The 19,640-nt window shown below is 62.1% G+C and carries 22 protein-coding genes, 2 tRNA genes and 2 pseudogenes; 15 read left to right on the top strand and 11 right to left on the bottom strand.

The window, feature by feature from the left end:
• Positions 1–74 precede the first annotated feature (74 nt).
• Entirely contained in the window at positions 75–527 is a 453-nt protein-coding gene (locus UP06_RS35480; protein WP_045008311.1) for a hypothetical protein, read from the bottom strand.
• 305 nt (positions 528–832) lie between these two features.
• Between UP06_RS35480 and UP06_RS35475 the strand changes: the two genes are divergently transcribed.
• Both UP06_RS35475 and UP06_RS35470 read left to right on the top strand, forming a co-directional pair.
• Positions 833–1,318: a hypothetical protein gene (locus UP06_RS35475; RefSeq protein ID WP_045008310.1), complete on the top strand. Its 486-nt coding sequence runs from the start codon at positions 833–835 to the stop codon at positions 1,316–1,318.
• Between the two features lie 44 nt (positions 1,319–1,362).
• The gene (locus tag UP06_RS35470; RefSeq protein ID WP_045008309.1) at positions 1,363–1,872 is read left to right on the top strand and encodes a hypothetical protein; all 510 of its coding nucleotides are present in this window, start codon (positions 1,363–1,365) and stop codon (positions 1,870–1,872) included.
• Between the two features lie 116 nt (positions 1,873–1,988).
• On the opposite strand, the gene rlmB is transcribed toward UP06_RS35470, so the two are convergent.
• Complete coding sequence (gene rlmB, locus UP06_RS35465) at positions 1,989–2,819, bottom strand: 23S rRNA (guanosine(2251)-2'-O)-methyltransferase RlmB (RefSeq protein WP_045008308.1); 831 nt, start codon at positions 2,817–2,819, stop codon at positions 1,989–1,991.
• A 207-nt stretch (positions 2,820–3,026) separates the two neighbouring features.
• Here rlmB and UP06_RS35460 point away from each other — a divergent pair.
• A tRNA-Tyr gene (locus UP06_RS35460) sits at positions 3,027–3,112 on the top strand.
• Positions 3,113–3,229: 117 nt separating this feature from the next.
• Here UP06_RS35460 and UP06_RS35455 read toward each other — a convergent pair.
• Positions 3,230–4,261 carry an LLM class flavin-dependent oxidoreductase gene (locus UP06_RS35455; protein ID WP_045008307.1) on the bottom strand — a complete coding sequence of 344 codons (1,032 nt, stop codon included), beginning with the start codon at positions 4,259–4,261 and terminating at the stop codon, positions 3,230–3,232.
• Positions 4,262–4,349: 88 nt separating this feature from the next.
• A complete protein-coding gene (locus UP06_RS39380; protein WP_050032554.1) occupies positions 4,350–5,252 on the bottom strand; it encodes an AraC family transcriptional regulator in 903 nt (300 codons plus the stop codon).
• Between the two features lie 257 nt (positions 5,253–5,509).
• Between UP06_RS39380 and UP06_RS35445 the strand changes: the two genes are divergently transcribed.
• Positions 5,510–6,322: an outer membrane protein gene (locus UP06_RS35445; RefSeq protein ID WP_050032552.1), complete on the top strand. Its 813-nt coding sequence runs from the start codon at positions 5,510–5,512 to the stop codon at positions 6,320–6,322.
• A gap of 16 nt (positions 6,323–6,338) precedes the next feature.
• On the opposite strand, the gene UP06_RS35440 is transcribed toward UP06_RS35445, so the two are convergent.
• The 3 genes from UP06_RS35440 to UP06_RS35430 all read right to left on the bottom strand — a co-directional run bounded on the left by UP06_RS35440 (position 6,339) and on the right by UP06_RS35430 (position 10,501).
• A complete protein-coding gene (locus tag UP06_RS35440) occupies positions 6,339–8,396 on the bottom strand; it encodes an ATP-dependent helicase (protein ID WP_045008306.1) in 2,058 nt (685 codons plus the stop codon).
• Positions 8,397–8,468: 72 nt separating this feature from the next.
• On the bottom strand, positions 8,469–9,848 hold the full coding sequence (locus UP06_RS35435; protein ID WP_045008305.1) for an esterase/lipase family protein: 1,380 nt from the start codon (positions 9,846–9,848) through the stop codon (positions 8,469–8,471).
• The gene (locus UP06_RS35430) at positions 9,845–10,501 is read right to left on the bottom strand and encodes a hypothetical protein (RefSeq protein WP_156163432.1); all 657 of its coding nucleotides are present in this window, start codon (positions 10,499–10,501) and stop codon (positions 9,845–9,847) included. Before UP06_RS35430 ends, UP06_RS35435 begins: the two co-directional genes overlap by 4 nt.
• On the opposite strand from UP06_RS35430, the gene UP06_RS41265 reads away from it, so the two are divergent.
• Positions 10,485–10,712: a hypothetical protein gene (locus tag UP06_RS41265; RefSeq protein WP_156163431.1), complete on the top strand. Its 228-nt coding sequence runs from the start codon at positions 10,485–10,487 to the stop codon at positions 10,710–10,712. The genes UP06_RS35430 and UP06_RS41265 overlap by 17 nt on opposite strands.
• A 14-nt stretch (positions 10,713–10,726) precedes the next feature.
• Here UP06_RS41265 and UP06_RS35425 read toward each other — a convergent pair whose 3' ends face one another.
• Positions 10,727–11,677 carry a CHAT domain-containing protein gene (locus tag UP06_RS35425; RefSeq protein WP_197087456.1) on the bottom strand — a complete coding sequence of 317 codons (951 nt, stop codon included), beginning with the start codon at positions 11,675–11,677 and terminating at the stop codon, positions 10,727–10,729.
• A gap of 311 nt (positions 11,678–11,988) precedes the next feature.
• Here UP06_RS35425 and UP06_RS35420 point away from each other — a divergent pair, with 311 nt between their 5' ends.
• Positions 11,989–12,576, top strand: coding sequence for a TMEM175 family protein (locus UP06_RS35420; RefSeq protein WP_045008800.1), 588 nt, complete (start codon positions 11,989–11,991; stop codon positions 12,574–12,576).
• A gap of 6 nt (positions 12,577–12,582) precedes the next feature.
• Here UP06_RS35420 and UP06_RS35415 read toward each other — a convergent pair whose 3' ends face one another.
• Positions 12,583–12,969 (bottom strand): YciI family protein, encoded by a 387-nt coding sequence (locus UP06_RS35415; RefSeq protein WP_045008302.1) that lies wholly within the window; start codon positions 12,967–12,969, stop codon positions 12,583–12,585.
• A gap of 206 nt (positions 12,970–13,175) precedes the next feature.
• On the opposite strand from UP06_RS35415, the gene UP06_RS35410 reads away from it, so the two are divergent.
• Together UP06_RS35410 and UP06_RS35405 are read left to right on the top strand one after the other, a co-directional pair.
• On the top strand, positions 13,176–13,361 hold the full coding sequence (locus tag UP06_RS35410; protein ID WP_045008301.1) for a hypothetical protein: 186 nt from the start codon (positions 13,176–13,178) through the stop codon (positions 13,359–13,361).
• A gap of 28 nt (positions 13,362–13,389) precedes the next feature.
• Positions 13,390–13,593, top strand: coding sequence for a hypothetical protein (locus tag UP06_RS35405; RefSeq protein ID WP_045008300.1), 204 nt, complete (start codon positions 13,390–13,392; stop codon positions 13,591–13,593).
• Positions 13,594–13,603: 10 nt separating this feature from the next.
• Here the strand turns inward: UP06_RS35405 and UP06_RS41260 are convergent.
• Positions 13,604–13,723 (bottom strand): annotated as a pseudogene (locus tag UP06_RS41260) (substrate-binding periplasmic protein); the annotation flags it as partial.
• 63 nt (positions 13,724–13,786) lie between these two features.
• Here UP06_RS41260 and UP06_RS35400 point away from each other — a divergent pair.
• Together UP06_RS35400 and UP06_RS35395 are read left to right on the top strand one after the other, a co-directional pair.
• Positions 13,787–14,263 (top strand): annotated as a pseudogene (locus tag UP06_RS35400) (response regulator); the annotation flags it as partial.
• A gap of 334 nt (positions 14,264–14,597) precedes the next feature.
• A tRNA-Gly gene (locus tag UP06_RS35395) sits at positions 14,598–14,671 on the top strand.
• A 336-nt stretch (positions 14,672–15,007) separates the two neighbouring features.
• Here the strand turns inward: UP06_RS35395 and UP06_RS35390 are convergent.
• Positions 15,008–15,892 carry an SDR family NAD(P)-dependent oxidoreductase gene (locus tag UP06_RS35390; protein ID WP_045008298.1) on the bottom strand — a complete coding sequence of 295 codons (885 nt, stop codon included), beginning with the start codon at positions 15,890–15,892 and terminating at the stop codon, positions 15,008–15,010.
• Between the two features lie 102 nt (positions 15,893–15,994).
• Between UP06_RS35390 and UP06_RS35385 the strand changes: the two genes are divergently transcribed.
• The 5 genes from UP06_RS35385 to UP06_RS35365 all read left to right on the top strand — a co-directional run bounded on the left by UP06_RS35385 (position 15,995) and on the right by UP06_RS35365 (position 19,475).
• Positions 15,995–16,486 carry a MarR family winged helix-turn-helix transcriptional regulator gene (locus UP06_RS35385; RefSeq protein ID WP_045008297.1) on the top strand — a complete coding sequence of 164 codons (492 nt, stop codon included), beginning with the start codon at positions 15,995–15,997 and terminating at the stop codon, positions 16,484–16,486.
• 34 nt (positions 16,487–16,520) lie between these two features.
• Positions 16,521–17,120: a class I SAM-dependent methyltransferase gene (locus UP06_RS35380; RefSeq protein ID WP_045008296.1), complete on the top strand. Its 600-nt coding sequence runs from the start codon at positions 16,521–16,523 to the stop codon at positions 17,118–17,120.
• A 60-nt stretch (positions 17,121–17,180) separates the two neighbouring features.
• Entirely contained in the window at positions 17,181–17,840 is a 660-nt protein-coding gene (locus tag UP06_RS35375; RefSeq protein ID WP_050032550.1) for a TetR/AcrR family transcriptional regulator, read from the top strand.
• A gap of 288 nt (positions 17,841–18,128) precedes the next feature.
• Positions 18,129–18,416, top strand: a complete 288-nt coding sequence (locus UP06_RS35370; protein ID WP_045008798.1) for a DUF1330 domain-containing protein — start codon at positions 18,129–18,131, stop codon at positions 18,414–18,416.
• A 75-nt stretch (positions 18,417–18,491) separates the two neighbouring features.
• Positions 18,492–19,475: an aldo/keto reductase gene (locus UP06_RS35365; RefSeq protein ID WP_045008295.1), complete on the top strand. Its 984-nt coding sequence runs from the start codon at positions 18,492–18,494 to the stop codon at positions 19,473–19,475.
• The last annotated feature ends 165 nt before the right edge of the window (positions 19,476–19,640 follow it).

Below are 19,640 nucleotides of genomic sequence, written 5' to 3'. Positions count from 1 at the left end.
CCTGGCAGGCCGTTTCTCAGGCATGAATCAGGCGGCCCGTTGGACCGCCTGAACCATTTTACCTGACTGCGGGCCTACTGGCAGAGGTGCTGCCGGCCGTCTTCGCCCTTGAACCAGGTGCCGGGCCTGCACACGATGCCGTTGCGGGCGGCATAGGCGTCCCAGTTGCCGTACCAGCCGGGGCCGCTGCGATCATAGCTCGCGTAGGAATTGCCCCAGCCCTGGAACGGTGCGGCTGCGACCGTTGCCGCGGTGCCGACAGCAGCGCCGGCAACCGCGCCAGCTGTGTCGAGCGGCCAGAATCCGGATTGTGTTCCATCATCCTGGTTCACTTGCCGATGGGCCATGTGCCGGCGGCGATAGCCACGGTCGGTGGTGGGATTGGCGGCGCCGAGATTCTGGCAATTGGGATCCTGGAAGAGTCCCGTGCAGTGGCCAGAATTGTCGGTCATGGTTTGCGCGAAGGCAGGTGTGGCAAGCGTGGACGCAACGATTGCGGCCAAGCCGAGAAGCTTCAGGCTCGTCATGGCATTTCCTCCATGTTGTTGAGACCTGTGCTAAGTGCGACATTCGGTCGTCGTTCCGCGGTTTCTCGCATGCGGGGTCACATCGACGTGAGCGCGTTCAGGATGTGCAGTCTGTGCCGCGCAACCGCGTGCGCTGCGGCCGTGCGATGGGTTTGCGTCTCGTTAACGCTTCGCTAGTGCACCTCGCGGCATTTGAGCTGCTATCGCCCCATGTGCGTTAGGCTTACCGGCATTTGGAGAGGAGGCCTTAACCCTCTGTCCGTCGCAATCGGATAGGTTGTGTTCTGGACAACCGGGATCCTTCCATGCGCGCTTTGGCGCTTGCAGCCTTTCTGATCGGACTGCCCGCGACGGCTTTTGCCGGCGGCGGCTTCGATATCGTCGTTCCCGGCCGCCCCGGCGTTCCCATCATCATCAACAATATCGACGCATCCTACACGGTCGTCGAAGGTGTCTGGGGCCTGGGCAAGAACGTCCAGGTGCAGCCCACGATCTATGGCGGGAGCTACGTTGCGGAGCGGCAGCCCACCGATGTCGGGCACTATTATCCGAGCTCGGGGCTGCAGCCGGGTTACGGCCGCCTCGAGATCGAGCCGCCCGCGAACCGCAAGCTGCCGAAGCCCGCAGAGAGCTATCACGAGAGCTGGAGCGCGCGATCCGCGCCGCTGCCGCCGCAGATGGACGTTCCCGTCAATCCGCCGCCGGTGATCCTTGCACCCCAAATCAATGCCGATCCGCAGCACCATCGGCGGCGACCACGTGCCGAGGGGCTCGCCAAGCCACCCGGTTAAAAAACGTCAAAATCCAACGAAACGGAAATCAACAGGAGAGAGTAATGCGTCAGATGATTTCAGGACTGGTCGCGGCAGCTGCCGTGATGATTGCAGGGGCCGCGCCCGCCATGGCCTGCGGCTTCAACCCGTGCCAGCCGGTTGCACCGGTCTATTCCGGCTGCAACACCGGCTGCGGCGGCTATGGCGTTGGCTATGGCTATGAGCGCCTCGCCGAGCCGACCTCGCAGTATTATTACGTCAACCAGGGCCCGACCTACACCGGCCCAGGCGCCTTCGCGCCGCACCCGACCTATCGTGAGGACGCGGTCGTTGCGCCCGCCGAGTACGGTTATGGCCGCGGCTACGGTTACGGCTATCGCGCCGCTGCTGCGGTCGAAGAGCCGGCTGCCTATCCCTATCGTCGGTCGTACTATCGTCCGCATCGCTATGGCTACGGCCCGCGCTACAGCTATTTGCCGCGCCCGCATTACGGCTACGGTCCGCGCTATGGCTACGCTCCCCGCCACATGCCGTACTATGGTGGCCACCGCGTGCTGCGCCGCTACTACTGATCGCTTGATCGGCTGAACTAACGAGACACCCGTCCGCCTGATGCGGACGGGTGTTTTGTTTTGCTGGAGCCCGCTCCGATGAAATCGGAACGGTATCGACTCCGCTCGAAAACGCTCTACCGCTTCATCAGCCCGAGACGACTCGCGCCGACATAGAGCGAGAGCACGGCGGCGTTCGACACGTTGAGGCTCTTGATCTCGCCGGGCATGTCGAGCCGCGCCACGACGCTGCATGTGTCGCGCGTCAATTGCCGCAGGCCCTTGCCTTCCGCGCCCAGCACCAGCGCGAGCGGTTCGCGCAGCACGACGTCACTGAGGTCCTCGCTGCCTTCACTGTCCAGACCAACGGTCTGGAAGCCGCTGTCGTTCAGCTCGTTCAGCGCGCGTGCGAGGTTTTGCACGGTGATCATCGGCACGAGCTCAAGCGCGCCGGAGGCGGCCTTCGCCAGCACGCCGGTCGCTTCCGGGCTATGGCGCGCAGTGGTGACGATCGCCTTCACCGCAAACGCCGCGGCCGAGCGCAGGATCGCCCCGACATTGTGCGGATCGGTGATCTGATCGAGCACCAGCACCATGCCTTCCTGCGCCAACGTCTCGATGTCAGGCGAGGGCAGAGGATCGGCTTCCGCGAGCAGGCCCTGGTGCACAGCGTCGGGCGACAGCAGCCGGTCGATCTCCTGCGGCCGGACGATCTCCGGCGCGATACGGGTCTCGATATTTTCGTCCGCCAGGCGCCGGGCGGCATTCTCGGTCAGCGTCAGCTTGCGGATCTGCCGCTGCGGGTTGGCGAGCGCCATGGTGACGGTGTGCCAGCCATAGAGGATGACGGGCCCGTCAACCTGCGAATCGCGGTCGCGCCAGGCCGGCCGGCCCGCCGATTTTCCCGGTTTCTTGAAGGGCTTAGCCCCGCCGCGGGGTCCCCTGGGGATGAATTTTCGATCCTTCATGGGCTCGCTTGTGTCACGGGTCCCGGAATATGGCAATTTGGGTGCCTTCGAGGGCCATTTTAGCTGTTCGCCTCGGTTGACTTTACCCCACGGCTTCGCCGATAACCGCGCCCGGTCGCGCCCCCATCCGGGCTGTCGCGGCCTTCACGTTCCATGGCCGTCTTCGGTCCGCCGGCAAGGTCCGGCCCGATTGTGCTGCCGTCGAGCGGGGGAGTGTCCCGAGTGGCAAAGGGAGCTGACTGTAAATCAGCCGCCTTATGGCTTCGCAGGTTCGAGTCCTGCCTCCCCCACCAGCCTTCGCTCGCTTCGCGAGCTACGGCTCNNNAAGCCGACACAGCTGGTCGTGGCGCGAAGCTAGCGAAGGCTGCCGCGCCGTAGCCCGCAGGGCGTAGGCGGGCTGTCTCAGCGCGCTACCCCATCATCTCCCGCACCATCGGCACCACCTTGCGCCCATAAAGCTCGATGCTGCGCATCAGCTTCTCGTGCGGCAACGGTCCCGCCGAATACTTCAACTGAAACCGCGCAATCCCTAGCGCCTTTGCTGTCGCGGCGATCTTGCGCGCCACCGTCTCCGGTGAGCCGACATAGAGTGAACCGTGCTCGGCTTCGCTGACGAATTCGTCGCGGCCCATCGGCGGCCAGCCGCGTTCCTTGCCGATGCGGTCGCGCATGGCCTTGTAGTCGGGCCACAGTTCTTCGCGCGCCTGTTCGTCGGTCTCGGCGACGTAGCCGGGCGAGTGCACACCGATAGGCTTTGCGGGCCGGCCGAATTCCTTGAAGGCGCGGTGATAGAGATCGACGTAAGGCGCAAAGCGCGTGGGATCGCCGCCGATGATCGCAAGCATCAAGGGCAGGTCGTAATGCGCGGCGCGCACCACCGATTGCGGGCTGCCGCCGACGCCGATCCAGGTCTTGAGCTGGCCGTTCTCGACAGGGGGATAGACGAGCTGGTCTTTCAACGGCGGACGCAGCTTGCCTTCCCAGGTCACCGGCTTCTGCGACAAGAGTGCGGTGAACAGGTCGAGCTTCTCCTCGAACAGCGCCTCGTACGCCCGCAAATCGAAGCCGAACAACGGAAAGGACTCGGTGAAGGAGCCGCGGCCGAGGATCACCTCGGCGCGGCCGTTTGACAGCGCATCGAGCGTGGCAAAGCGCTGGAACACGCGGATCGGATCGTCGGAGCTTAGCACTGTCACGGCCGAGCCGAGATGGATGCGCTTGGTGCGCGCTGCGATCGCGGCCAGTACTGTTTCAGGCGATGAGATCGCGAAATCGGCGCGGTGGTGTTCGCCGAGGCCAATGAAGTCGAGACCCAGCTCATCGGCCAGCACGGCCTCGTCGACGACGTTGCGGATCACCTGCGCGTGCGGGAGCAGCGCGCCGGTCGCGTCTTTGGTGACGTCGCCAAAGGTATCCAGTCCGAATTCGAGCGGTGCGGTCATCGATCAGGTCTCTGTGGGAGAATGCGGGAGACTTAAGTGATGGTTGCTGTGTCACAAGGGCACGCACGGAAATGCTCGGTTTCCGTTTTCAACCTGGCTCGTGTGGACCGGACCGAAGGCGGCGCAGGCTGGACGGCGTTCGCCCATAGCGGCGACGGAAGCTTCGGTTGAATGTCGAGAGGTCGCCGAATCCCGCGGCAAAGGCGATGTCGCCGATGCGAAGCTGCCTGTCGCCGGGGTTCACAAGCATGGTCACGGCGCGCTGGAGCCGCTCTTCCGTGACAAAGGCGGCGAAGCTCAGGCCGTTGCGCTCGAACAGCAGGTAGATCGATCGTTCCGACAGGCCCAGCCGCTGTGCGACGTGTTTTGCCGACAATGTTGGATCGGCGAGACGGGCGCGGATGTCGGCCTTCGCGGCGGCAAGGCGCGCCGCCGAAATCCCGCCTGCCTCGGCGCGCTCGGAATTGTCGTCGCCCGGTCGCAAGGAGGCCGCGATCAGATCGACGATATGGTGATTGATGCCGTGAGCGAGCAGGGGGTCGGCTGGAATGCCGGTTGCGAGAAGTGCATCGACATAGGCCTGGAGCAGGCGAAGCGCGACGCCGTCCGAAGGCAATTGTCGCAGCAGCAGCGCGTCGATATTAGGAATCTTGCTGCGAACCAGCGCGCCATCCAGCCGGATATTGGTGAGCCGGGTGCAGCCCTCGATCGCGAACGAGCCCGTTGCGGCGTACAGCAGCAGGATGCCGTCGCCTGCGTCCGGCGGCGTTGCTCCATCTTCGCCAAGAATGCGATAGCCGGATTGCCTGAACCAACTGAACGCCAAACCGCTGTTGCCATCCCTGAGCAATTCATGTGCGCGGGATTCGATCTCGAGCCGCATGTTGTGGCTTCCGAAATCATCGAGCCAGATCGCAAGCCTGTCGTCGGGTGGCAGATCGTCGGTGCTGAACAGGAAACGCGTCGCGCGTTCGGTCGTCAAACGGATCATCCCCGCTGGAATCCGAAGCTTTGTCGCGCGCCTCGCGAACCCGGTTCGAACTGACGCCGCGCAGACAAGGCGCGGCGCTCCGGTCCGTGTGACGCGTCCGCAACAGGGGCAACATTTCCGCGCTGTTGCGGGAATTGCAGTGCCGGCTGCACGGAGCGCCGAGACCTCCGTGCGGCATCTTCTAGGATTGCCCTCGAATCCCCGGATTGGCCGCGCGCGCCTGCTCGCGGGCTGATGCGACATCGACAGGACGCGGTATGAAGAAGGCCCTTGCGGCGGTGCTATTGGTTCTCGGCGGATGCGTTTCTGCGGAGGCTGGCGAGATCAACTGGACGGGATTCCATGTCGGGCTCAATGGAGGCTATGGCTGGGCACGGGGCGGCGTTACCGCACTTCCCGGAGATACGCTCACGCAAAGCCTATTGTTCGGGCGGCCAGTCGTTTCGCCCGTCTCGGCCTCTCTCAACGCCGATGGCGGGCTCGGCGGCGGGCAGGTCGGCTATGACTGGCAGTTCGCCGGCCGCGGTGTGGTCGGCGTCGAGGCCGATATCGCCGCAGCGAGCCTGAAATCCAGCGCGTCGGTGCCAACCACGTTGTTCGGGACGCAGCCCGCGACATTCGATGTCAGCCGAAACATCGACTGGTTCGGCACGGTTCGCGGACGCATCGGGTTTTTGGCCTCGCCGGATCTCCTGCTCTTTGCCACCGGCGGCTTCGCGTATGGCCGCGTGGGTGAATCGGCCAGCGTGTCACTGCCGCCGGGCGTGTCGAATTCGATCGGCAATTTCGGCTACGCCTTCGCGTGCGGTCCGTTCTATGGATTTGCATCGTGCTTCGCCGGCAGCTCGTCGCGTATCGCGACCGGCTGGGCGGCCGGCATCGGCGGTGAAAAACGCTTTACGCAGAACATTAGCTTGAAGGTCGAGTATCTCCACGTCGATCTCGGTAGCACCAGCTATCCCGTGGTCGGCAGCCTCAATGCCGGCACGCCGTTCGCGCCGAGCTTTCTCAATGCCCATTCCAGTACCACGATCGATCTGGTTCGGGCCGGGCTGAACTACAATTTCTGAGCTCGGGCCTTTCGGTCTACCGCCACATCCCGCGCATCCGCGCGCCGATATCGACTTTCGGGCCTTGCGCTCCGGTGCGGGCCGCGCCGGCGGCGGCCTTCGGCCATGCCGTGCGCTCGAACAGATAGACCAGCTGCTCCGGGATGAAGCGGGTGCGCGAGGCGTAGACGTGACGGTCGCCCTTGGTGGCTTGGCCGTGGGTGAAGAAGCGCTGCGGCACGACGAGATGGAGGTCGTCCTTGGCGCGCGTCATCGCGACATAGAGCAGGCGGCGCTCCTCCTCGAGCTCGGCACTGGTGCCGGCGCCGAGGTCGGACGGCATGCAGCCATCGACGACGTTGAGCACGAACACTGACTTCCACTCTTGCCCCTTGGCCGAGTGGATGGTGGAGAGGATCAAATAGTCCTCGTCGCGCAAGGGAGGTCCGGATTTGTCGCTGGTCGCATCCGGTGGATCGAGCGTGAGCTCGGTCAAAAATTTCTCGCGCGAAGCGTAGCCGCTCGCGATCTGCTCGAGCTGCATCAGATCGGCGCGTCGCGTCTCGGAATCCTCGTGAATGCGATCAAGATGCGGCGCGTACCAGAGCCGCACGCGTTCGAGATCGGCCGGCCACTCCGAATAGCGCAGATTTTCGACCGTGCGGACGAAGTCGATCCAATCGGCACCGGTGCGCGGCGGCACCGGAAGCTCGCCGAGCGCGCGCAGGGGATCGGTGCTCTCCGCCATCTGGTCGAGCACACGCTGCGCGGTTGCGGGGCCGATGCCGGGCAAGAGATGCAGGATGCGAAAACCTGCGACGCGGTCGCGCGGGTTTTCGGCGAAGCGCAGCAGCGCCAGGACGTCCTTGACGTGAGCTGCGTCGAGGAATTTCAGCCCACCGAATTTCACGAAGGGGATATTGCGGCGGGTCAGCTCGATCTCCAGCGGGCCTGAATGCGAGGCCGTCCGGAACAGCACAGCCTGATGCTTCAACAGCGCGCCTTGCTCGCGGTTGGCCAGCACCTGCTCAACGATGTAGCGCGCCTGGTTGGCCTCGTCATGCACGGTCACGAGCTGCGGTTTTTGCGCGGAGGTACGGTCGGTCCAGAGATTCTTGGTAAAGCGCTCGCGGGCCAGCCCAATGACGCCGTTGGCAGCCGCCAGCACCGGTTGCGTCGATCGGTAATTGCGGTCGAGCGTGATCATGTCCGCACGGGGCGAGAAGCTCTGCGGGAAGTCGAGGATGTTGCGCACGGTGGCGGCGCGGAACGAATAGATCGACTGCGCGTCGTCGCCGACGACGGTGAGGCCGCGGCCGTCCGGCTTCAGCGCCAGCAGGACGGAGGATTGCAGGCGGTTGGTGTCCTGGTACTCGTCGACCAGAACGTGATCGAAGCGGCCGCCGATTTCTTCGGCGATCAGCGCATCGCTCATCATCTGCGACCAGTAGAGCAGCAGGTCGTCGTAATCGAGCACGTGCTGGGCCTGCTTGGCCTCGACGTAAGCCGCGAACAGGCCTTTCAGCTCGGCCGCCCAGCCGGCGCACCAGGGATAATGCTGGCCGAGCACCTTCTCGATCTCCATCTCGGCATTGACGCAGCGCGAGTAGATCGCGAGACACGTGCCCTTGGCCGGAAAGCGGCTCTCGGTCTTCGACAGGCCGCGCTCGTGCCGCACCAGATTCATCAGGTCGGCGGAATCCTCGCGGTCGTGGATGGTGAAGGCGGGATCGACGCCGATCCGCTCGGCATATTCGCGCAACAGCCGCGCGCCGATGCCGTGGAAGGTGCCGGCCCAGCTCAGCGCATCGCGCATGATCGCGGCATTGTTCTCGCCGAGCACCTTTCGCGCAATGCGTTCCACGCGACCGGCCATCTCGGCCGCCGCGCGGCGGGAAAACGTCATCAGCAAGATGCGGCGCGGATCGCTGCCTGCAACGATCAGATGCGCGACACGGTGGGCCAGCGTGTTGGTCTTGCCGGAGCCTGCACCCGCAATGACGAGCAGGGGGCCGCCCACGGTCAAGCCATCGGCCACGCCATGCTCCACAGCGCGGCGCTGCTCCGCATTGAGCGTGTCCAGATATGTTGCCACGAATCGCCCCGGTGAAACCGAGAGAGTCGACAATCCGGCGGCCATCCGCAAGGCATACGTGGCTGCCGCAATTCAGCTAGGTCGCACCATGAACGGCATGCTCCTGGAGTCGGACTGCCCGGCAATCGTAAGGACGAGACGATAGATCCCAGTTGTCGCCGGTGCCGTGAGGCGCAGAACCGTCCCTCCCATTGGCGGTCCCGTGTAGCGGATCGGCTTGGGAGCCGGGGGAGCGGCTGGCTTGAAATCACTTTCGTCGAGTTCCGCCTTGCCCGGCTGCTGGACAGCGCGTTCCCAGGAGAGTTCTCCCTGTAACGACGTCGCGGGGGAACTTGATTGGATCAGCGCCTCAAAGGGCGCTTGGATCGCGACAACCACGTCCTGGACGGTGATGTCGAAGCGCTCGTCTTCCGCTGCCAGCAGGCCATCGGCGTCGAACAGTTCCTGGAAGGCAAGCCTTGCCTCGTAGGCCGTGATCAGACCGACATGAGACTTGTCCGTGAACTGAATTTGATGTCCCGGCAGGAAAGCGCCTTGCAGCGACACCGTGCCATCGCCGGCTGAATCGGTCTCGATCTTGTCGACGATCCCACCGTTCCAGACGAAGTGTGTGATCGTGCTGAACCGCGTTCCGATCATCAAAAAGGTGCGGACATGCGCAGGAATCGGCATCTTCACGATGTCGATGGCCTCGCGAAAGGCCTGGGCGAGATCGAGGGTTGCAGCATCCAGTTTGAGTTGATTGACGGCAAACGCCCGATCGCTGAGCGAGATCGGCTCCAGGCCGCCTTCATCCTCCCGCTTCCAGATGATGGGTTCGTGCTGAAGCGGAAAGGTCTGGTAGAGGGCAGCGTAGCGGGAGTCATTGGCCAATCGTTTCGATTGCTCGGCGCTGAGAAAATCTGCCGCGTGCAGCCCCAATGCGCCGGCCAGTGCAACGGGCGCGCCGTTATGGGGGGTGCCGAATGTCGTCAGCGAACGAATGGCGGCAAAGCCCGGCTCGTTCGCAAACTTCCCGCTTTGCAGATAGTACCTGGTGACTAGCCCACCCATGCTGTGGGCGACGATGTGAATCTCCGCCTTGCCGTTCCAATCCGCGTCAATCTCCCTGATCTTGGGAGCCAATCGCTCCTCTGCGGATTTCGTCAGATCGATCCGCCAATCGTAAGGCGCGGTGTAAAGGGTCTTGTCCGCATCGGAAAACATCGCCTGGCGGTTCTTCTTGTTACGCAGCCGCGAGAACGCCTTGAGCCATTGCGCATAGATATCGACGACGTATCCGACCTTTCCGATAACCTCGCCGAGGGTGAGCTTCGGATTGAGCAGGCGCTGAAACCGCGCCTCGTCGAACCCCACGATTCCATTGTACAACGAGCCCGGCCAGACCATTCCCTCGTCATCCAGAAGTTCCGAGCCGAGCAATCCCGGAACGAACAGCAGCACCTTGGTCATGGCGTATACTCCCGGATCGTCTCGACGATCTTGGCCGCACCTTCGCGCGCGTGTGAGGGTAGGCTGGCGATACTGTCCTGACAGATTTCCATTCTGCGAAGCAATTGGATCAGGTCGTCGGGCTTGGTGACGAGGTCCATGATGCAGCCATGCCCGGGATCATGCTCTTCGAGACCGAAGCACTCGACGAGGACTTGCGAGAAGATCAGGGCAGCAAGACACGCTTCGAAGGAGCGGCTAGCTTTCTTCGCATAGTTTCGCAGGTTGAAAGCGGAAATCAGCGCGACACGCTTGTTCGAAAGTGCCAGGATTTCCCATGCAAAGCCCTCTTCCTTAAACCGTGGAGGTCCCACCTGATCCATGAGGGAAGGCGCCACCAGGCAAACCAGCAGATCGGTCTCGATCGCTTTCAAAATAGGTCGGGCAGCGCGGTAGATATCCTGAGCCCACACGCTTCGTTCGATCGTCGGATCATCCAGATCGGATCCGTAAAGCTTCCGCACGATTTCACGCGTGCGCTGACCAGACATCGTCAATCCCATCGGCACGGTCGCTTCGATCCGAGTGAATTTGAAAAGCTTCTGCTTCTGATTGATCGCGTCGAGGACGCGATTGACGAAGCCCGAATGAACGTCGATGTCCCAGATCGCCACGTCGCGGGTCTTCGTGGCTCGATCACTTTTCAACCGGGGCGTGGCCGTCGACTTTGCCGCGGTTGTCTTGCTGGAAGTTGTCTTGCCCGCAGATGTCTTGCCCGCAGATGTCTTGCCGGCAAGATTCTTGCCGGCTTTCGGTGTCCTGCTGGCCGGGGTGCGCGACGAGAGCGACGCGGCCCGAACAAAACGCGTGGCTTCTGTTTCTTGAACATCGTGTCCCCTTCATGGGGTGAATAGCTGGCTGCAACCAGGCCGCCGGTACAGGACTGGGATTCCCCACTCGATAGGGGCGGATCTCAGCCCTTCCATTTCCTTGACCAGTGCGATCCGCCCCTTGTTGACCGCGACGTCGATGTTGCCGTCGGTCAGGAGCGAGCGGTACAGCGCGCCGGTGAAGTCGGCGATCGAACTGACCGAAATGGGCAGCTGGTTGGCGACAACCGCCGGAACTCCGGAGCGCACCAGGGTCTCGGCGATGGTTCCGAGCGGCTGCACGTCCTTGATCAGCGCGGTATCGCAGGCGCTCAGGATCACCAGGGCGGGTTCGGCGTCAGAGATCATTTTCGAGAACGCGTCTGTCGGAAGCACCACGCCGCGTTGCTGACCTTCACCGCGCAGGAAGATGCCGTCTGGCCGGCCGTGGCCGATGAAGTGAACGATGTCGTAGGGCTTCTGCTCGAGTGCGTCGCGGACGGTTTTCCGAGTGGCCCCTTCGACGAGTTCCATGGTGATCCGTGCCGTGCTCAGTCCCTGCATTCTCGCGCCGATGATGCGCTCGAGGTTTTCCTTGGTTTCGTTCCAGGGAATTCGTTCGCGTCCGAGGACGTCCGCACCGATGACGAGCACGGCGATCAGGGAATTGCTGATCGACTTCGCCTTGCGTTCCTCGCCGTTGGACACTGGAACGCTTCGTGCGAACGTCCGTCTGGCGTGAGGCCCCTCGTTGACGTCAGGCCATACGATGTATTCCCACGGGACTTGTTTGAGGCGCGTGTCGGATGTGCAGAGCGTGATCTGGATGTGGCGCCGGCTCGCCGCATAGAAGAGTTCGTTGACCGAGCCTGAAAACAGCGTCTTGCCGAGGACGACGCCGAATGCCTTGAGCTCCGCGACGGTCGGACGGTCGGCATCGTCGGTCAGACTCTTTTCGAGTTGGTCGCGTTTGTCGATCAACCCCTTGAGATCTTCGTCCAGGATGTCCGGCCCGTAAGCGAGTGAGTAGTCGTTGGCGGCGACCGGAAGCGCCCCGCCTTGCTTCTCGGGCAAAAGAAAGAGGTTGATCCTGGCGGCATCTGACGCCACTGGAAATACCCGCTGCAATCGGTGTTATGATCAAAACGAAATTGCAATATTAAGTCGCGTGAATGCTACAATACAATCCATAATATGCAAGGACCCGATTGCGTGTCTGTGTGTGAAAAAGCGATGATCCGATGGTGGTCGTTCGCTTGGGTCCTCCCTGGATCGAAGAGCATCGTCCCGGCATGACCGAGCTCCAGCCCGAACAGTTTGAGATGCGGCGGCTGGAGTCGCTCAGTAACACCATCTTCGGCGTCGCCATGACGCTATTGGCCTACGACTTGCCCAAGGCTGCGGTCTTCACCAGCGCACCCAGCTGGAGCGATCTCGCCCACGTTTATTCTGGCAAGCTGGCCGGCTTCGCGCTGAGCTTCATCATCGCCGGCGTGTTCTGGATCAGCCATCACCGCCGGCTCGCGCGCCAGGGCGTGGGCAGCCGCGGGGCGGTGATCCTCAATCTGTTCTTTCTGCTGTCGATCGTGCTGTTGCCGGTGACCAACGGCCTTTACACCAACTATCCCATGAGCAACGCGGTCGCCGTGATCTACGGCCTGCATCTGACCGCGATCGCCGGGCTCAATGCCTGGCTGTGGTGGACCATCTTGCGCGGCTGGGGCCATGAGATCATGGCTTCGCTGTTTCCGCTCCTCGTGTTCATCCCAGGCACCATCGTGGCGTCGGTCGCGCCGCAATACGCGGCCTATGTCTGGTTCGTCGCGTTCGGCGGGCTGCTGATCCAGCGGCTGGCCAACCGGCCGTCATCGGACGCGTAGCCTCGATCATCCCTTCCCAGGTGTCGCGCCGAACCCATCGGCCGGCACGTAAAGCTTGACCGGGCGGATTTCGTAGACTGCGCTCGGATTGACCTGGCGCAGCAACCGCGCCGCCGCGATCGCCTCATCATCAGTGTCGTAGTTGACGAGGTGGAAGCCGAGAAGCTGCTCCTTGGTCTCGGCAAACGGGCCGTCCAGCACGATACCCGCGCCGGGACCGCGCAAGGTGCGGGCCGTTCGGGTCTCATCCAGACGGGCGGCTGGCCCAAGGTGCCCGCTTGCCCTCAAGGGCGCCTGAACCTCCAGGACTCGGGCCACGACCGCGGTGTCTTCCTCCGGCGCCCAAGACAAAATCTCGTCTTCCACGTGGTAGGCCAGGATGGCGTAAAGCATCGTCACCTCGTTGGTTTTGGAGCTCGCGGTCCGAAGGACGTATCACCGCGGCCGGACCCGACAGTCCCGGACACTATAATATTGCGTCGTCAAGATTGCGACGAAACCATCCTGAAACCCGATTGCCGCCCTGCGGGGTGAACGCCGCCCAAAGCCGCGGCGACTGATGGCCACGAAGAATACGCAAAAGGCAATCGGAGGCGGCAATGTCGGGTCAGACCATCAAGATCATCTGCGACGCACGGCGGGCCGGGAAGTCTGAGCCTGCCGATTTGCACGACCAGGCGGGCCATCACCGCTATTACGGCAGCTCCGTCGAGAACGGCGGGGAGCGCATCGTCGAGAGCCGCCGTGGAAAACGCCCGTCTGCGCTCAGCGTCTTCGGCTTCTGAGCCTCGCCTAGCGAAACGGCGCGCGCCCATGAGCGTCCTGCAAATCGTGATCGCCGCACTTCCGTTCCTGCTCTCGCTGGCGAGCCGGAACAGCAACGCGATCGCCCCGTGCCTGCTCACGAGCATCTTCACCGTGCTGCTGGGCGGCGAGCCTCACCGGGCCGTCATGGCCTGGTGCATCGGCGTGCTGATCGCTGCGGTAGCGCTACGCGAGCGGCTTCGCGCGATCTGATCAGGCCGCGTTACGGCGCGCTCAAGACCTGCTTGACGAGGGCCTCGCGCAGCGTTGCCAACTCGCCGCTCGCCATCTGCTCGATCACCTCTCCAACCTTCGGCACGAGATCGCGATGGCGCTCGTGTAGCTGCGCGCATCGTGCTGAGGAAGAATCTCAACCGTCGAATTGCTCGAGGCTGCGACCGGCAGCTCGGGGCGGGGTGTCGCCATTTGGCTGTTCCTGCCGCGATCGGCGGGCGAGGCGCTGGCCAGGACCGCGCCGGTGCAGGCGCCCGTGGCGGCCCGCGGGCACGAGAGGATTTTCGTGGTCGAGGATGATCCGCTGGTGCAGGGCTATGTCATCGCCCAGCTCGGCAGCCTCGGCTATCGCACGCTCACCGCCAGCGACGGCGCCGCCGCTCTCGCGCTGGTCGACCAGGGTGCCAGCTTTGATCTCCTGTTCACCGACATCATCATGCCCGGGGGCATGAACGGGCGGGAATTGGCCGAAGCCGTCCGGTTGCGCCGGCCGGGGGTGAGGGTGCTCTACACCTCCGGCTACACCGACAACACCATCGTCCACGAGGGACATCTCGATCCCGGCGTGGCGCTGCTCAGGAAGCCCTACAGGAAGGCGGACCTGTCGCAGAAGATCCGCGAGATGCTCCCAAGCGAGTCGCCAGCCTGACCGCCAAAGACGGTCGCCAACAAAAAAGGCGCGGCGGGGAGAGCCCCGTCGCGCCCGATTTCTTGCTCGCTGGTCCAGGGCTGAGAGCGCCCCGATGCCAAGCCTTTTTCAAAGCTTAGCGGGCGATCCCAGCGAGGTGACAGCGCTTGGTAAAAGACACTGGATCACCTCCTTTCGTTGGTTTCGGAAGAGTTCAATATAGGCGGAAAGGCCGCCGCTGTTAAGGGGAGGCCGGCCGGTCGGAACCTGGCCTGTTAGCAAGGCCGGAAAGCCGCCCAAAAGCCGCATCCTGGGCAGTTGAGACCGCCGCCCGGCCGTGTTAGGAGCCGGTAACGCGGGTGTAGCTCAATGGTAGAGCAGCAGCCTTCCAAGCTGAATACGAGGGTTCGATTCCCTTCACCCGCTCCAGCCTTTTCATAGACTTAGCGAGAGGGTCGGATTTCATTCTGACAAGTGGGCTGCGTTGCATGTTCTGATGCACGCTTTCCGATCGCCTGCTTCGCGTGTCTTTTGGTACGCTGTCGTATTCCCCGCACTGCTCTGGACCGACTGGGGCGCGAGCTCATCAAAACCGAACGTCTTGGTTTGGAGAAGAGGTACTGAACGCGCGTGTGGTTGCTGCCCATTAGCCTTTCGTGTTGCCGCTGAGACCCGCCATCAGCGTGCCGACTATCGCGCCGTTCGTTGAATCGACGTTTTGCGCTCTATCCGGGCATCTCATTCATTGGAATGAAGGGAGCGTCTCTAGACGACCTCGTCCCGGTAGAACGCTGCAACTCGTTCCGCTGTTGCCTGCCAAAGTGCTTGCAGCGCCTGGGGATCGTCGCCTGGCGCCACAGGGGCGAGCCGTGACGCGTCACTGACGGAAAAGTAGCCGCCCGTCACACCGGCGAAGGCGGGATCGCTGGCGAGGCTGACGATGATGCCCGCGCCGCGTTCGGGATTGCCGACCTTCAGCCAAGTCAACAAGCGTTCGAGCGGTGCTGCGAACCAAAGTTCGCGCCCGAGACCCGTCACGTTGAATCCGGGACAGAGGCAGTTTACCGCCACTCCGGTCCCCGTCAGCCTGCGCGCCAGTTCCATCGAGAACATGATATTCAACAACTTAGTCTGACCGTAGATCACCGAGGAGCCTCGAGCGGAGAACTGGCGTTTGTCGACGATGGCGGCGAGTGGGTCAAAGCCGGCGCCTTGCCGGGAGGCTTGCGATGCGACTGTCACGATGCGTGAGGGCGCTGACCTGACAACTGTCTCAAGCAGGATATTCGTGAAAAGCCAGGGCCCCAGATAATTGACCGCGACCATCTCCGGATAGCCGTCCTTGGTGACGCGGGATTTGAACGCATGAATCCCGGCATTGTTGATCAGCACATCGATCCGGCTGTGGCGTGAGGCGATCTCGCGTCCGAGTGCGGCAACCGAGGCCAGATCGCGGAAATCACCGTAGTGTATATCGACCTTTGTTCCGGGGGCGGCGCGTTCGATGATCTCTATTGTGGAGTCGGCCCTGGTTTTGCTGCGGGCAGTGAGAACAAGATCTGCGCCTTTCTGCGCAAGCGCAACCGCGGTGCGTTGGCCGATGCCGCTGGTTCCGCCGGTCAGCACGACGGTGAGACGAGGCGGCGACATGGGCGTTCCTATTTTAGTGGATATATATCTACTATGCAAGATAGTGGCTATTTGTCAACTAATCTGGTAATGGTTAGAGAAACCATAGGCAGGCGTGGAATCATGATTTCGCATTCGAGCAAAGCACCGCGGGATGGAGGCAGGCGAGAAGCGCGCATTCGGGGGCTGGGTGCCGTATTGAACGCGCTGGTAAGCCAGTCCCGTGCTCTGACGGCACAGGCGTCGGAAACATTTTCCACCGGGCTGCAACCGGCCGCGTTCCATATCGCGCTCTGGCTCAAGTCGTACGGCCCGGCCAAGCCGAGTGCCGTAGCGGAGGCAATGGGCATGGACCGCAGCGCGGCAAGCCGCCTCACTCGCGAGTTGGTGCGCTTGGGGTTGGTTGCGACGTTGACCGACCCCTCCGATCGTAGAAGCATCGTCCTGTCGTTGACCGCCGATGGCCGTCGGCGGATGGAACTCGCGACGCAGGCCAAGGGCGCTGCGTTCCGGACGAGGGTAGAATCCTGGAGCGAGGAGGACCTGCTGCTGTGTACTGATCTACTGCGAAGGTTGCTTGATGTGCCGGCAAACGCCGGTGGCGAGTCGAGGTGAGGTTCGACGGTCGGCGACGAAGGAGACCGCCAAAATGGACGACACGACGCTGAGCGCCTATAATCGGGATGCCAAGGCTTTCGCGGACGATTGGGCCGCCCAGCCGGCACCGATCGATATGCACAACGTGGTGGATCGGTTTTTCATCCCCGGTCCTACTGCGGATGTCGGTTGCGGCAGCGGTCGTGACGCCGCCTGGCTCGGAGCTCGAGGCTATCCGACCGTGGGCTTCGATGCGTCTGAAGGACTTCTGGCCGAAGCGCGAAGCCGCCATCCGCAGATCGAGTTCAAACGGGCAGTCCTTCCGGCTCTTGATGGGATTCCGGAGGCAAGCTTCACCAACGTTCTCTGCGAGACCGTCATCATGCATCTCGAGCCCGAAGCCATTGCGCCAGCGGTCGCGAGGCTTCTGGCCATCCTTGTCCCGGGCGGCGTGCTCTATCTAAGCTGGCGAGTGACCGCGGGGGCCGACAGGCGGGACGAGCGCGGGCGCCTTTACGCCGCTTTTGATCCGGAGCGCGTGCTTCGTGCGTTGGAGACGACGCGGACATTGCTGGACGAAGAAGTGGGCAGCGTCTCGTCGGGGAAGTTGATCAGGCGCATCGTGGCAGCAAAGAGCAGCGCGCATTCTTGATACATACTGTTCGATCAGTCAGCTCTTGCGAGGCCCCAAGCGGCAAGTGTATGTGATTGCATGGGAACAGCTAAAAAGAGCCTCAAAATTCCCGCGGTCGCTTCGGGGCGAGACGCGATTTTGGACGCTGCCGAACAAACGTTCGGCTCTCATGGCTTCGACGGCGGGAGCATGAGTCGGATCGCCCAGCTTGCGGGAGTAGCGCAGTCACTGCTCCACTATCATTACAAGACCAAGGATCTTCTTTACGAGGCGGTTTTCGAGCGGCGCGCAACTCAAATTCGGGACAAGCGTCAGGCTCGCCTGGACGCGCTTTTCAGGCGCGCTGGCAAGGTGCACCTTGAAGAGGTGCTCGAAATACTTTTCATCTCGCTTGAAGAACTCCTGGAGCTCAAAGAGTTCGAGTTGCGGAATTACGTTCATATGGTCGGCGACGTAACGCTGTCGAGCAATAAACGATCGATCGAAATAGTAAAACGCCACTACGACCCCTCGGCCGAACTTTTCATCGAGGCAATCCGCAAAGTCTATCCTGAACTTTCGATGGATGAAGCGATTTGGAGCTATCTGTTCGCAATCGGAGGCCGCATGCAGGCCCATGCTTCCGTCGATCGCGCTGTCCGCCTTGGTTCACATAAGGCGAGTGGTCGCAAGCAATATGAGATCCTCGTGACGTACGCTGCTGCCGGAATCAAAGCGATAGCCAAGGCTCGGCGCTAGACAAGGCTCGGCGGTAGCAGCGCGAACTATCTCTGACGATCCTCATTCGACTTTCAAATCCGCCGCACGAACAGCGACGTCAACTTTTGTATTGACTGATCGATCAGTCAGTAGTTAGAAGGTGGCGCGCTGGAAGTTCCTCTCATCGCGTCTCGGGCTGTTGGCGCCGTTATCGGCTCAGCAGCATCCTTGACTCAACAGCGCTCGCGAGGCCGCGGGACGGGGCCTCGATGCGGCAGATCGACGTCTCGATGCGCTGGCGATGACGCCGTGACACAGGAGGCCAATATGTCTGCGTATTTGATTTCCCAGGGTACCGTGAAGGATCCCGAACGTATGCAGGCGTACAGAGCGGCTGTCGTTCCGCTGATAGCTAAGTTCGAAGGGCGATACATCGTACGTCGCGGCAAAGTCGAGGTGTTGGAGGGGCAACATGACGGTCGCAGCGTGACCATCCATGAGTTTCCCTCCATCGAGGCGATACACGCATTCTGGGAGTCTCCGGAATACGCTTCAATCAAGGACCTTCGGCTCGGTGCTGCAGACCTCGATCTGTGGGCAGTCGAGGGCGTTTAAGCCATCAGCATCAAGAATGCCTGCAGAGCGGTCGATCGATCCGATCCAGCCTCGCGTTTCAATCGGAGGAAGTACATGAAAACCCGCAATCTCGGTCCGAGTGGACCCGCCGTTTCAGCCATCGGGCTGGGCTGTATGAGCATGAGTCCGGTCTATGGACAAAAGGAAGATAGAGGCGAAGCGATCGCAACACTCCATCGCGCGATCGAATTGGGCATAAATTTGGTCGATACGGCTGACAGCTATGGTCCACATCACAACGAGGAGCTGCTGGGTGAAGCGCTGACGGGGCGACGCGACAGAGTTTTCCTTGCCACCAAGTTTGGAGTGGTTCGAGGCAGCGGAGAGCCAACGATCAATGGCAGCCCGGCATATGCCCGCTCGGCAGTCGAAGCCAGTCTGCGACGGCTCCGGACCGATTACATCGATCTCTATTATCTGCACCGTGTGGATCCAACGGTGCCCATCGAAGATTCCGTTGGTGTCTTGGCCGATCTGATCAAACAGGGAAAAGTCCGGTACATCGGACTATCCGAGGTCGCCCCTGCTACGCTTGAACGAGGGCATCGCGTTCATCCCATTACGGCAGTAGAAAGCGAGTACTCCCTCTGGACGCGTGATCCCGAAAGGGAGCTCATGGCGGTCTGTGAGCGCATAGGCGCAGCCTTTGTGCCATTCAGCCCGCTCGGGAGAGGGTTCCTCACTGGCGAGATCCGCAGTCCTGATGACTTTGATCCAGGAGATCGCCGACGCCACTATCCGCGTTTTCAGGGTGCGAACTTCGAAGCGAATCTGAGATTGGTCGACAAAGTCAAAGAGCTCGCAACGAAGAAAGGTGTCACGCCATCCCAACTGGCACTGGCTTGGGTTCTCGCGAAAGGGCCGCACGTCGTGCCCGTACCTGGAACGCGCCGGCGCAAGTATCTAGAGGACAATGCGGGAGCAGTGGAAGTGGCTCTCAGCCGAGCTGAGATGGACGAAATCGACGCTACGTTCCCGCCCGACGTGGTCTCCGGCGAGCGTTATCCCGCATCGATGCTGAAGGCAACCAACGGCTGATTGTCTCGCCTCGCCATACTTGTCGAGATTCCGCAGGTCGGCGGCGTACGTATGGTGGGCAATCTGCTAGGCGATCCACTACAGAACGTCGCGATTGGAGCCGATTTCGAAGGTGTGTTCGAACATCACGCGGATTCCGATCCGGCGTATTCCCTTCTGGGATTT

This window comes from Bradyrhizobium sp. LTSP857, from assembly GCF_000938285.1.
Lineage (GTDB): Bacteria > Pseudomonadota > Alphaproteobacteria > Rhizobiales > Xanthobacteraceae > Bradyrhizobium.
Note: the sequence above shows the minus strand (reverse complement) of the source record. Positions and strands in the feature narration are given on the sequence as shown.